11 protein-coding genes are annotated in these 13,958 nt (G+C 40.2%); 6 read left to right on the forward strand and 5 right to left on the reverse strand.

The annotated features are described in order from the left end of the window. Positions 1–12: 12 nt before the first annotated feature. Positions 13–1,902 carry a M48 family metallopeptidase gene (locus tag ANA7108_RS0101925; RefSeq protein ID WP_016949070.1) on the reverse strand — a complete coding sequence of 630 codons (1,890 nt, stop codon included), beginning with the start codon at positions 1,900–1,902 and terminating at the stop codon, positions 13–15. Positions 1,903–2,360: 458 nt separating this feature from the next. On the opposite strand from ANA7108_RS0101925, the gene ANA7108_RS0101930 reads away from it, so the two are divergent. The 4 genes from ANA7108_RS0101930 to ANA7108_RS0101945 all read left to right on the forward strand — a co-directional run bounded on the left by ANA7108_RS0101930 (position 2,361) and on the right by ANA7108_RS0101945 (position 6,986). Then, positions 2,361–3,545, forward strand: coding sequence for an NAD(P)H-quinone oxidoreductase subunit H (locus tag ANA7108_RS0101930; protein WP_016949071.1), 1,185 nt, complete (start codon positions 2,361–2,363; stop codon positions 3,543–3,545). Positions 3,546–3,933: 388 nt separating this feature from the next. Then, positions 3,934–4,473, forward strand: coding sequence for a GAF domain-containing protein (locus tag ANA7108_RS0101935; protein ID WP_026103935.1), 540 nt, complete (start codon positions 3,934–3,936; stop codon positions 4,471–4,473). A gap of 127 nt (positions 4,474–4,600) precedes the next feature. After that, a complete protein-coding gene (locus ANA7108_RS0101940) occupies positions 4,601–5,797 on the forward strand; it encodes a class I SAM-dependent methyltransferase (protein WP_016949073.1) in 1,197 nt (398 codons plus the stop codon). Positions 5,798–6,107: 310 nt separating this feature from the next. Beyond that, positions 6,108–6,986, forward strand: a complete 879-nt coding sequence (locus ANA7108_RS0101945) for an NAD(P)-dependent oxidoreductase (protein WP_016949074.1) — start codon at positions 6,108–6,110, stop codon at positions 6,984–6,986. An 81-nt stretch (positions 6,987–7,067) separates the two neighbouring features. Here ANA7108_RS0101945 and ANA7108_RS0101950 read toward each other — a convergent pair whose 3' ends face one another. From ANA7108_RS0101950 to ANA7108_RS0101960, 3 genes are all read right to left on the reverse strand, one after another. After that, on the reverse strand, positions 7,068–7,595 hold the full coding sequence (locus ANA7108_RS0101950) for a single-stranded DNA-binding protein (protein ID WP_016949075.1): 528 nt from the start codon (positions 7,593–7,595) through the stop codon (positions 7,068–7,070). Positions 7,596–7,658: 63 nt separating this feature from the next. Further along, entirely contained in the window at positions 7,659–8,924 is a 1,266-nt protein-coding gene (locus ANA7108_RS0101955) for an RRXRR domain-containing protein (protein ID WP_016949076.1), read from the reverse strand. A 365-nt stretch (positions 8,925–9,289) separates the two neighbouring features. Further along, entirely contained in the window at positions 9,290–10,504 is a 1,215-nt protein-coding gene (locus tag ANA7108_RS0101960; protein WP_016949077.1) for an FAD-dependent oxidoreductase, read from the reverse strand. Positions 10,505–10,803: 299 nt separating this feature from the next. Here ANA7108_RS0101960 and pheT point away from each other — a divergent pair, with 299 nt between their 5' ends. Continuing rightward, a complete protein-coding gene (gene pheT, locus ANA7108_RS0101965; protein WP_016949078.1) occupies positions 10,804–13,239 on the forward strand; it encodes a phenylalanine--tRNA ligase subunit beta in 2,436 nt (811 codons plus the stop codon). A gap of 201 nt (positions 13,240–13,440) precedes the next feature. Continuing rightward, a complete protein-coding gene (locus ANA7108_RS0101970; RefSeq protein WP_026103936.1) occupies positions 13,441–13,710 on the forward strand; it encodes a YciI family protein in 270 nt (89 codons plus the stop codon). A gap of 49 nt (positions 13,711–13,759) precedes the next feature. On the opposite strand, the gene ANA7108_RS0101975 is transcribed toward ANA7108_RS0101970, so the two are convergent. Next, positions 13,760–13,951 (reverse strand): hypothetical protein, encoded by a 192-nt coding sequence (locus ANA7108_RS0101975; protein ID WP_026103937.1) that lies wholly within the window; start codon positions 13,949–13,951, stop codon positions 13,760–13,762. Between the last annotated feature and the right edge of the window lie 7 nt (positions 13,952–13,958).

Genomic DNA, 13,958 nt, shown 5'->3' on the forward strand with positions numbered 1-13,958 from the left:
TTATCGTTAATTTTATCGTTGGTAAATAACTGCTTCAGGAACTTGACGCAGATTTTTTTCTACTTTTTTCGTATCGTTATTGATAATGATGACATAAGTATAGCCAGGAAATTCTACTTCATTAATTATCTGTTCCAGAAATTTGTATTTACCGCTATCTGTTAAAGTCCATTTGCGCTGAACACCAAGTATGTAAAAATGCTCTTCGGGAAAATAATTCACGACTTTTTGGACTAAATAAGCCGTTTTCAATTCTGGATATTTAGCTAACTGTGAACATAGATTTTCAATCACTTCAGCAGATAAATCGTGATGTTTAAATTGATCATTATCTTTAACATCAGAACGCTCTTGTTTAGCCAGCCACACAAACTCATAATGCTGCTGAATACGTTCCTGATAAGATTTTAATTCTTTATTTCTTCCTTGACTCTTCAGAAAGACATAAATCAGGTTACAACCATCAATAAATATATTTGAATTTTTAGAAATTGCTCTTTCAATATAATCTATGCCACTATCATCATTTCTTTTTAATAAAGCCTGTCCTAATAGATAATTAGCTTCCGTATGATTTTCGTCATCAGCTAGAATAGCTCTAAACATCAGCATAGCAGTTTCTTGACTACGAAATTCCCATGTCAAGTAAGCAATATCCCAGTTTTCATCTTTAGTCAAAGATTGATTTTTAGACTTTTCTTCTAAAACCTGAAGCTTTTGGAGAGATTCTTGAGCATAGGCGTACCGTTGTCGCCAAGGAGTTTGTACTTTTTCTTGCCAAGTTTGATCAAAAAGATGAGTAAATTTCTCTAAATTATTTCCTAAATATTCACTAGCAGCACTGATTTCAAATTGTGGTGGAACAGTTATTCCTTGATTTTTAACAGTCAGATATCCCAAAGATTCCAGTCTATCTTGTAAACAGGGATGAGTATCTTGATGATCGGTTTTTTCTGATAAAGCCTGTTGTAAAAAGCGAATAGAATCTTCTTGTGTTGAACAACTAAATAACATTAGAGATACTTGTTCATAAACATTTTGGGGAGGTTCTACTAATTCTTCGGCTTGTTTATAGATACTCGGCCAAAAAGAATTCTCCAAAAATTTAGCTTTGACATCGACATTAATCAAAGCTTCAGCTATATTTTCTACACCTACAAGTTCTGCTGCACAACGGTCTGCTTCATATTCATTCATTCGCCTTAACACAAATGAATAAGCAGCAAAAAAAGGAGAATACCAATTAAAAAAAGATTGTAAAATTAAAGAACCGACTTGATCACCACTTTGCTGTAGTTTTTCTAAAATTTGGTAGTAAGTTTTTTGAATACGATAAATCCAGCCGGCAAACTGACTGTGATTTCCCGATAAATGACCTAATTCATGTCCCAGCACAGCACAAAACTGTTCTGGTGATAAAGCTTGCATTAATGGTAATCCTAATAATAAGTAATTTTGTTGCCATCCCAATAAACCCAAACGAGGTATTTGGACAACAGCAGCGTTAAACTCATCTGTAAGTAAAATGTGGTGAAATTTTGGTGATTTTAACTTAGTGGTGAGTTTATCAACTAAATTAAATAGATAGGTAGCTTCTTGACGTTGGAGTTTTAAGCCTTGAGGTTCTGGAAATGTTACCCAGAGCGATCGCAAAACCACAAAAATTGGTACAAGCAGCACTAACGCCAATTTCAGCACAACACTGTTCAATGTCTTGGTGTAAAATGCCAGAGCTAGAAGTCCTACAAACACCAGCAACATCAATACCAAAGAGAAAAATATATAACCATAACCGAGTAAAGCCAACAACCCAACTCTCAACTTATAACTACCAGGTTGCTGCTGGGCGTACTGCTGTAAGCTAGTTACTAGCGTATCAAATTCTTCTTGATTTAAAGCCATATACACATAGTCCTAAGTTAAAACACTAGCTTAACCCAAGTATGATTTATTTAATCTTTATACTTAAACAAATTTATTAACGCCCTCAGTTCTGCATCTTGGTTCCATAGAATTTAATTAGTTTCAACATAAATTTAATCTATTGGTCTTTCGCCGCAGATAATCATAGTGTAATGAGGTGAATATTTTTCTGCTTCTCACTCCACACGGCATATAAAAAAATTACCTGTACCTCAATCCCTTGAATCTCTCGCTCCCTATAATAATTGAAGAAGCTGCACAAAATAAAGCATCAAGTACAAATCCGACTCTGCTATCCTCTCTTCAACAATCAACCTGTAGAGAAAATAGCAAGATTACCCCGACAAGCTAAATTTTGGCAGAGACGATAAATCTTGTCTGGTTAGCATCTTGGCGGTTCAATTCAAAAATGGCAATAACGGGAGAACAGCAAATCTATGAGTAGAATAGAAACCCGCACTGAACCAATGGTGCTAAATATGGGACCTCATCATCCCTCAATGCACGGGGTTCTGCGGCTAATTATGACACTGGATGGTGAGGATGTCGTTGACTGTGAACCAGTCATTGGCTACCTACACAGGGGAATGGAGAAAATCGCCGAAAATCGGTCAAATATCATGTATGTTCCCTACGTTAGCCGTTGGGACTACGCTGCGGGGATGTTTAACGAAGCCGTTACTGTTAACGCACCGGAAAAGTTAGCAGGTATCACAGTTCCCAAACGCGCCAGCTACATTCGCGTGATCATGCTGGAACTAAACCGCATTGCTAACCACTTGCTATGGTTTGGTCCCTTCCTGGCTGACGTAGGCGCACAAACGCCCTTCTTCTACCAATTCCGCGAACGAGAAATGATTTATGACCTGTGGGAAGCCGCTACAGGTTATCGCATGGTAAACAATAACTACTTCCGTGTTGGTGGTGTAGCTGCTGATTTACCTTACGGTTGGGTAGACAAGTGTTGGGAATTTTGCGAATATTTCATCCCCAAAGTTGATGAATATGAACGCTTAGTTACCAATAACCCGATCTTCCGTCGCCGTATTGAAGGTTTGGGTACTATTACCCGCGAAGAAGCAATTAACTGGGGACTTTCTGGACCAATGTTACGCGCTTCGGGTGTGAAGTGGGATTTGCGGAAAGTTGACCACTATGAATGTTACGACGATTTCGACTGGGATGTACAGTGGGAAACCGTAGGTGATTGTCTTGCCCGTTACATGGTACGGATGAGAGAAATGCGCGAATCCGTGAAAATCATCAAACAAGCCATTCAAGGTTTACCGGGCGGACCTTACGAAAATCTGGAAGCCAAGCGATTAATGGCGGGTAAAAAATCTGAGTGGGATGCTTTTGATTATCAATACATTGGTAAAAAAGTTTCACCTTCATTTAAGATTCCTACAGGTGAAATCTACTCCCGTGTAGAAAGCGGTAAAGGTGAACTAGGAATTTATTTAGTTGGTGATAATAACGTTTTCCCCTGGCGGTGGAAAATTCGCCCAGCAGATTTCAATAACCTGCAAATTCTCCCTCATTTATTACGGGGGATGAAGGTGGCCGACGTGGTAGTAATTCTCGGTAGTATTGATGTGATCATGGGATCTGTTGATAGATAATTAATCGCCGCATTACGCCGCTGTTTACTGTATTAGAGACGTGTTCATTCGCGTCTCTATGTTTTTTATATAAAAAATATTTGTGCTTTAAAATACGGTTATATTGCTTAATATAATTTAATATATTGTTAATATATTGAAATTAATATGTAAATTAATTTGAGAATGTACACTAAAACTTAATATTTATCTGGATAAAAATCAATGCTAATAAAATTAATTAATTATTTTTTCATACTTAGGAATATAATTGACTCAAAGCCATAAATATCACAAACTTAAATTCTGTTATGACAACTTATGTTAGGTGCTGAATAATTTTTTCTTAAAGGTCTGATAAGTTACTATATAAATTCGAGAGCCTTTACTTAAAAGTTAGTTTAGACCTGTGCAAATTCACCCTCACTCAAAATTTGAACATATCTCGAATCGGCATAGTCAACAGGGTATGCAAAAATTGCTGAATCGCCTTGTGAGAAAAATGCAGCGGGATGAGTTAGTTCGACAAACAACAAATCAACTCAGAGAATCACTGCAAGTTGATCGCGTAGTTTTATATTATTTTTATGAACAATGGGAAGGACAGGTGACATTTGAATCTTTGATTTCTGAGGAATTCTCAATTTTGGGTTCAACTGGAGCCGAAGATTGTTTTAACGACGAGTATGCTGCTTTGTACTTAGCAGGAAGGTTCAGAGCGATCGCTGATATTCAGGTTGAACCTATCGCGTCTTGTCACCGCGACTTCCTTCGCAGTATGCAGGTACGCGCCAATTTAGTTGTACCTATTTTGATCCCCAGAGGTTTATGGGGACTACTAGTAGCTCATCACTGTCAGAAGCCTCATGTTTGGTCATCAGCAGATATAGAATTAATGCGAACAGCCGCTGAAACTTTATCCACAGATCCAAACATCCTGAAAACTTAACATCATCTGCAACTTCTTGAAAATCTCGTGCTATGTGGCTTTGTACTTAAATTTCGCACCTCCTGCAATCTGCTGTAATTCTCCCCATCTCCGCGTCTTTTAACTTTTACCTGCAATTGCAAATTTTATGGATTCCCATCCCGCACTGTGTGAAGCTATAGCCAATCGTATTATCACCAATCCTCAGAAACGAATTACCTTTGCTGAATACATGGATATGGTGCTATATCACCCAGAATATGGCTACTATGCCAGTGATACAGTCAAAATCGGGTTTAAAGGTGGTGATTTTTTCACATCTTCCAGTCTTGGGAGTGATTTTGGCGAATTACTGGCTGTACAATTTTTCCAGATGTGGCAGATTTTAGGGCAACCAACGCCTTTTTCTTTGGTGGAAATGGGAGCAGGTTTTGGTATTTTGGCATCTCACATCCTCAATTACCTAAAATTACAATACCCAGATTTTTTTACTGTACTGGAATACATCATTATTGAGAAATCGCCAAGTTTAAGACAAGAACAGCAGCAAAGGTTACAAGATTTCTCAATCCGTTGGTGCAATTTGGAGGAAATAGTTCCTAATTCAATTATTGGCTGCTTTTTTTCTAATGAATTAGTAGATGCTTTTCCAGTGCATCAGTTCACCCTAGAAGCAGGAGAATTGCGGGAAATTTATGTCACTACATCGCAAAACCTAACTCCTGTTCTATTAGGAGAGAAGTCAAATATTGAATTTATGGAAGTATTAGGTGAACCATCTACACCGCAGTTAGCAGCATATTTTGATTTAGTGAAAATTGAATTAAGCCAAAGTACTTATGCAGATGGTTATCGCAGTGAAATTAATTTAGCTGCTCTCAATTGGTTGGGTATAGTGGCAGACTGCTTGCAACGCGGGTATGTGTTAACAATTGATTATGGCTACCCTTCCAGCCGTTATTATCACCCCAGGCGATCGCAAGGAACATTACAGTGCTACTACCAACATCGTCATCACGATAACCCTTACATCAATATTGGGCGACAAGATATCACTGCCCATGTTGATTTTACAGCTTTAGAATCCTGGGGTAAAAAGTGCGGTTTAAATTCAGTTGGTTGGACACAGCAAGGTTTATTTTTGATGGCGTTGGGATTAGGTGAACGACTAGCCGCCCTTTCATTTCAAAACCAACCATTATCACAAGTGCTAAACCGACGGGAAGCATTACACCAACTGATTTCACCAACAGGACTGGGTAGTTTTGGGGTTCTAGTTCAAAGCAAGGGATTGAATGCAGAAGCGGCCTGGCAATGTTTGAAAGGATTAACCACACCAGGGTAAAGGTGAAAGTAAAAGGTTAAAACTCTATTTAAGAATCCTGTATCAGTCTTTATTAGACTAGCATAACAGTGATTACCTTGAACTCTCAAACCTTAATTTAGTAATAACTATGACTGCTCACGACCTACTTGTGCTAGTAACTCTACTTAGTCCCGGACTCCTGCTTTCAATTATAATCATGGCTACTTTTGCCGCAGGTGGCTGATGTCTGGGAAATGAAAAAATGGGGATTTGGGGTGGATCAATAATAACTTATTCCCAGTCCCCATTTCCCCAATGACCAATGACCAATGACAAAGGAACATAAAACATGAAGGTTGCATTTCTGGGAACTGGATTGATGGGACTACCGATGGCTCAAAGGTTATTAGCCGCAAATGTAGAGCTAGTTGCCTACAACCGCACCCCAGAAAAATTAGCACCACTACAGGCAGCAGGGGCAGAAATTGTCACAAAACCACGTCAAGCAATTCGCTCTGCTGATTGTATAGTTCTGATGCTATCTAATGCCGCAGCTATTTATCATGTCTTGCTCACAGATACCAGTTGGCACACTTTATCAGGGCGCAGTGTCATCCAAATGGGGACGCTGACTCCTCCAGAAAGCCAAGAAATCAGAGATGCGGTAGTTGCGGCAGGTGGTGAATATATAGAAGCGCCCGTACTCGGTAGTATCCCGGAAGCAGAAACTGGCAAGTTAATTGTGATGGTAGGTGCGGAACCAGAACAATATCAACGTCACGTCAATTTACTGCAACATTTTGGACCCGAACCATTACACATCGGTCCTGTAGGATCTGCCTCAGCCCTGACATTAGCACTAAATCAACTCATTGCTTCCCTCACTACTAGTTTTGCCCTTAGTTTGGCTTTTGTCCAAATGCAAGGCATTGATATAGACTTGTTTATGCGAATCCTGCGCGATAGTAAACTGTACGCGCCTACCTTTGATCAAAACCTGAAACGGATGTTAGATGGCAATTACACTAAAGCGAATTTGCCTACAAAACAATTGATCAAAGAAATAGATTTATTTATCTCTGAAGCTAAATCCCTTGGTTTGAATCTCAGCAGTATTGAGGGTGTAAGGCATATCTTACAATCAGCAATGAAAATGTCATATCCAGAAGATGATTACTCTTCTGTCTTTCCCGCAATTCGGGAATGGGGTGAAGTTAGTGGTGGCTGATTGAAGGCAGAAGGCAGAAGGCAGAAGGCAGGTAATAAAAACCAGTAGAAGTTATTCTCCCCCTCTGCCCCCCTGCTCCTCTTAAAATGGAATGTCATCGGGATCTGGTTCGGCTTCTGTTACGGGCTGATAGGATTGACGTTCAAAATTTGCCGGTTGATAAGTGGGTTCGGGGGTGATTGGCTGGGGTACTGTCCCTGTAAAAGTGGTCGCTGGAGTTGGTGCTGGCTGAGTTGATTGGTATGTTTCTGGAGGACGTTGTGCTGGTGGTGCTACAGTCGCCACTGGTTGTGGACTCGGATTCATACCTTTGCCCATAGCATGAATACGTTGTACTGTCAACTCAGCACGTTTTTCTTTGAAACCTTCGGGACGATCAAAAGTGTTCATCCCTAAGCGCCCTTCGATAATCACGCGATCGCCTGATTGGTAAGTTTGATGAATTTCTTTCGCTAAATTACCCCAGCCGACAACTTTCAAAGGGTGTGAAGGGTCATCTGGACGCACTCCCGGAACATGAACGATCATTTCCGTCACTTCTAACCCGTCAGGTGTGTGACGCAGTTGGGGCGCGTCATAAATTTCTGCCATTAAAATACAACTGTTCATCTTGTTTTCCGCGAGATACCCCATGTTCAGCGAAGCAACATGGGGAGGGATAGCGTGTTTAATTTAATGGTTCGATGCCATTAAATTAAACATTTTCCGAGTTGACAACACGATTAATCCCGTGTTTCGCTGTATCAATCGGACTTTCTTAGCTGTACATTGCCCAAACCTTTTCCAGTTACAATCACTAACTGAAACGTGTTTTTCTGTGTCGCCGCTTACCCAACCAAAAAATGATTTCTTTCCTTGGGTTGCTTCAACAAAATCGCCTTTTCTAAATCCATATCGAGTTGTGGTTCCACCATATTTACGCCTGTTACCACCCTTGGATGGAACCATTAAATGTAGTTGTCTACGGCTAATTGGAGGACGACGTAAAATCGTAAATTGAGAATTAGTAATAGTTACATCACCTATCCAACTTGCACCATGACTTTTTACTTTCTCCCATATTTGATATTTAACAAACTCGGAACAGGCTAACGTGACTGCATCAACTGCGTGAGTTTCGGGGATTTGCAGAGATTTGTCAGATTTTTCTTTGTGTAATTTCAGGTGTTTTCGTAGGTTTGACGTTTCCCATCCTTTTTTTAATTCCACATTAGCCAGTTTCGATAGTCGTTTTATTTGATATCGTTGACCAACCATTACTGGGCTAAACCTCTTATCTCCTTGTGCTTTTACCTCTTCAATAACAATCGTTTGGATTGGGTAAACTTCGGACAATAAACTAATTGTTCGATATTCTAAATCCTTGTTAGCTCTGATGCTGGGAGGTAATTTAGACCCACGACGATTATCAAATCTAGTTTGACGATGAGAACGTTGAGAAAAACTTAATTTGCGATTAATTTTTCTTCCTCGCCTTCCGCGTCGCATCATCGCTCGTTGCTCCATTCGATCTTTAACCGTTTTGAATGGTAAAACTAGGTGCAACATTTGTAGCGTATATTTTTGAGACTGAACTGCTACACCAGAAAACATTTTGCCAGGGTCTAAACCAGCAACAATCTCTTGAGTCTGAATATCAGATGGTTCGGCTATTAATTGAACATAAAAAATACCTAGTTTGTTAAATTTGCCAATTGCAATACCAGATTTAATCCAACGTCTAGCGCGACTTGGCTTTGTTGGCATTAACGGAATATTTTTTGCTGAAATCACAGGTACTCGCATAAAGAGATAATCCTTGGAGTAAGCCGAAAACGCGGTCTTGGGCTTTGCCCAAGTGGAGCGATTTTCCCAGACAAGTTTAAGTCCCCTCGCCCAATCAATCCAGAATGTCTTGTCTTTAAACAACGACTGATAGCGAAGCGTGGCGTAAGCCATACAAACAGTCTTGCAGATAATCCAAACTGGGGAAGTATTTGGAAGTGCGTATCAGGATTGATCTCAGTGGGCTAGTCAAACACGTAAGATTTGTTTCTTACAAGCCCCATCCCTCTTCAGGGTGGGGTTATTGACATATTTCTCCTCATCAGTCAAACTTTACAATATTTCCACACCATAGATTTATCTATGGGGTTACTTAGCACTTGGCACTCCTGAACTTCATCGCAGGAGATTAAATTCACATTTGATCACAAAAGTCAAGTGAGAACTTTGAACAACTATTAATAGCTGTTCATGAACTGCACCTGACTGAAACGAGCATTTTATTCTGCATTGAGTAGTACTAATTTACCATTAAAAGATTAAATCTGGACATGAACTGGAAAAACACCTAGAGCAATTAACCGTGCTGGCAGGTCGCGTAAGATAGGTAAACGCAGCAGCCAAGGCGGTTGGAATGTTTGATTTTCCGTAAGAATTGGGGTAAATATTTGTTTTTGAATGAAACTTTGAAAAGCTTGAATCAGACGTGTAGGTAACTCTCGACGCTGCTGCACTTGGGCTAAATCGCTGACTTCTACATGACGTTGCTTGAGTGATTTACTGAGTACATTTGCCGTTACCACAGCATCTTGAATTGCGTAGTTTATCCCCACACCACCTACAGGGGACATGACATGGGCAGCATCACCGATGAGTAGCAGTCCGGGAAGATACCAGCGTTGAACACGGCTAGACTCTACTGAGAGAAAAGCTACCTGTGACCAATCTTGTAAATGCTGGATACGATTATTTAATTCTGGTACTATTTCCACAATAGACTTTTTCAACTCTTCTAAACCAGCGGCACGCAGTTGTTGATAACCACCTTTAGGAATAACATAGGCAATTTGCCATTCTTCGCCACGATTGAGCATCACAACAATGTGACCAGCAGCAAAGCGCCCCATTCCTCCGGTAATTTCTTCTGACTGACGGGGAAGACGAAACCAAAGCACATCCATTGGTGATGAAGTTGCAATTGACTCAAAGCCGCCTAATTGCCTTAAGCGTGAGTGTCGTCCATCTGCACCAATTGTGAGTATGGCTCGGACTTCATGCCAGCCACCTTGTCCACGATAACGCACACCTTGAATTACACCATTTTCTGCAATTAGTTCTTGGACATTTGCACCCATGACTAAGTGAAAATTGGGATATTTTTGGGCTTCTTGAGTGATGAACTCCAAGAATTTTACTTGGGGAAGCATCATGATATAAGGGTAGCGGGTTTTCAGGTGGCTAAAATCTGCTAAAGTCACAGTATCTTGGGGAGTTTGGATCTGAAGGCGGTGCATTTTCGTGTGAGGTAGTTGTAAAATGCGATCGCTCAAACCCAACTCTTCTATAATCTGCATTACCGAAGGGTGAATAGTATCACCTCGAAAATCCCGATCAAAATCCTTGTGTGCTTCCAGCAGCATCACCGAAATCCCCTGACGCGCTAACAGCAGAGAAAGTACAGCCCCCGCAGGTCCACCACCAACAATGCAACAATCTGTAGTTATTACGTCTACGATCTCGTGAGCATCATTCATAAAACCTCCTGAAAACTAAGGAGGACAAATTTCCATTATACGCTTTAACAATAGTATTCAGGACTTACGCAACTGGCACATTGGTAACGTGCGTCAGATATCAACAATCTGTTTATTTGCAGGATTTATGCAGTAGTAAAGCACCCTACAACAGATTTTTAGTGTGACACTTGCGTAAGTCCTAGTATTAATAAATCAGTCCGTTCTATCTGGAGTATGAGATAAAAACCTCATCATCTCCACCTAACATATAAAATTAAAGCAAAAGACAAATCTAAATCTGAACACAAGCACACTCCATGCGTATTTCTCTAAATTGGCTGCGGGAACTAGTAGAAATAAAACTTACTCCAGAAGAACTAGCCGAAACCTTGACAATGGCAGGGTTTGAAGTTGAAGATATTGAAGACCGTCGGACTTGGGCAAATGGCGTAGTTGTGGGTAAAGTGCTTGAGCGTCAACCTCACCCCAATGCAGATAAACTCAGCGTTTGTACAGTCGATATTGGTGCAGATGAAACTTTAAATATTGTCTGTGGTGCTGCTAATGTCTGTGCAGATATTTATGTCCCCATTGCCACTACAGGGACTTATTTACCCAATATCGATTTAAAAATTAAACCAGCCAAACTACGCGGTGTTCCATCTAACGGGATGATATGTTCTTTAAAAGAACTAGGTTTACCCACTGACATAGATGGTATTCATATTTTCACCCCAGAAAATCTTACCTTGGGTAGTGATGTCCGTCCCTTGTTAGGCTTAGATGATGTCATTTTAGATGTGACTGCGACTGCTAACCGTGCTGATGCTTTATCTATGGTGGGTATCGCTAGGGAAGTAGCAGCTTTAACAGGTGGAAAGTTGTCTATTCCAGAATCTGCAAAAGTAGAAATTATCAAAGGTACAGGAAACTTAGCTTTAAAAATCTCTGAACCAGAAGCTTGTCCGGCTTATATTGGTACGGTAATAGAACAGCTAAAAATCGCTCCTTCTCCAGAATGGTTACAACAGCGGTTGCGTTCTGCTGGAGTCAGACCAATTAATAATGTAGTTGATATCACTAACTACGTTTTGTTAGAACGGGGACAACCTCTCCACGCTTTTGATCAAGAACGGTTAAAATCTGTGGCTGGAGGTGAAAAATTAACTATTGGTGTGCGCTTTGCTGATGTTGGAGAAACTCTCAAAACCTTAGATGGACAAACCCGCAATTTATCAACTCAAAATTTGTTAATCACCGCTAATAATAAAGCAGTGGCTTTAGCCGGTGTCATGGGTGGTGAAGAAACAGAAGTTCATGAAGGTACACAAAGTCTAATTTTAGAAGCGGCTTTATTTGATTCTGTAGCTATTCGTCGTTCTTCTCGGAGTGTAGGCTTAAGAAGTGAGGCTTCGGGCAGATATGAACGCGGCGTAAATCGGGCAGAATTAGAAATCGCTTGTCACCGGGCTTTATCATTAATCAGTGAATTAGCAGCAGGTGTAATTGTTCAGCAAGAAATTGCTGATAGTCGTCCTGAATCTTCTACTTGGTTCCATTCTATCGCCCTGCGTTTAGATCGAGTCAATGACGTACTCGGACCGGTTGATTTGGGAGAAGAAACAGGAGAATTGCAAGAAAAAGATGTAGAAGAAATTCTGACTGCACTAGGATGTGAGTTGGTGAACAGTGGGGAACGTACTTGGAAGGTGACTGTACCTCCCTATCGTTACCGGGACTTAGAACGGGAAATTGACTTAATTGAAGAAATTGCCCGTCTTTATGGCTATGATAAATTCTGCGATACTTTACCAGAAAAAACTGAACCTGGTTATCTATCTTTAGATCAAGAGTTACTTCGGAAGTTACGCGCTTCCCTACGGGCTGAAGGTTTAACAGAATTAATTCATTATTCTTTAGTTAAACCAGGAGAAAGTCAGCAAATAGTCTTAACAAATCCATTATTTGCCGAATATTCGGCGTTGCGAACCGATTTGATATCTGGTTTAATTGATGCCTGTCAATATAATGTAGAACAGGGAAATGGGGTGCTAAATGGGTTTGAAATTGGGCGCATTTTCTGGCGCGAAGAAGATGGTTTCCAAGAAACTGATATGCTGGCTGGGATTATTGGTGGTGATGCCTCTTTGGGTAAATGGTCAAGAGGTGGTCGTGAACAACCTATCACTTGGTTTGAAGCGAAAGGTATTTTAGAAAGCGTATTTCAAGAACTTCGGTTGCGGGTGGAATTTCAACCAGAAAACCGCGATTCTCGATTGCATCCTGGACGCACTGCTTCTTTATGGGTGGGAGGAAACAGACTGGGTACATTTGGTCAAGTTCATCCTCAATTACGAAAAGAAAAGGGTTTACCAGAAGCAGTTTATGTGTTCCAATTAAGTTTGGATGTGTTGTTGAATGAGCTGGATAATGATGATTTGCTAGTTCCCAAATTCCATTCTTATTCTACCTATCCAGTCAGCGATAGAGATATTGCCTTTTTCGCACCTGTGAAAGTCACGGTTTCGGAAATTGAAAAGGTGATTACCAAAGCTGGGAAAGGTTTATTAGATTCTGTCGAATTGTTTGATGAGTATCGCGGTGAACACGTTCCAGTCGGACAACGGAGTTTAGCCTTTCGTTTAGTCTACCGTGCCAGCGATCGCACTCTCACCGATTCTGAAGTTCAACCAGTCCACGATAAAGTCCGTAGCGCGTTAGTGGAAAAATTCGGCGTGAGTCTGAGAAGTTAGGATTTGTTAATGGGTAATTGGTAATTGGTAAAAGTTTTTTATTCACTAATTCCCAATTCTCATCAAGTAGATTAACGTCAATAATTAAAGGTTCGTAGTCAGGGCTTTAGCCCTAATTTGGGTTTTCAAGCCCTAACTACCAGCGACTTTCAACTGATACCTCTTTTCAGATTTTATTCTTAAACTAGGATTAACAAAATCATGCCTAAATACATAATGTGGGGAACTTATTGCGAAGATGTATTAGCAAAACGTGACCCCTATCGTCAAGCCCATTTAGACGGATTAGCTAAACAAAAAGAATCTGGTGTTTTGATTACTATTGGACCGACTAAAGATGTCACAAAAGTTTTTGGCATTTATGAAGCCGAAGACGAAAACACCGTTCGTCAGTTAGTAGAAGCAGACCCCTATTGGCAAAACGGCATTTGGACTGAATATTCTATTAAGGAATGGATTCAAGCTTTTTAGTCAATCATAATTCATAATTTGTAATTACTTACGAATTATGAATTACGAATTATCCTTTAAGTGCTTTTCTAAAATTACGCCGATAAGATGGATTAGCAATAAACAAAGCTGGCCATAACAAAGAAAATCCAATGCGGTTTGACAGACTTTGATTAAAGTTAGTCCTATTAAATCCAGTCCAAAACTTCCAAGCACCACCTAAATAAACTACTATCAAGCCAAGAATAATTAAGTTACCCATTTCCATC

It is taken from the genome of Anabaena sp. PCC 7108 (assembly GCF_000332135.1).
Classification (GTDB): Bacteria; Cyanobacteriota; Cyanobacteriia; order Cyanobacteriales; family Nostocaceae; genus Anabaena.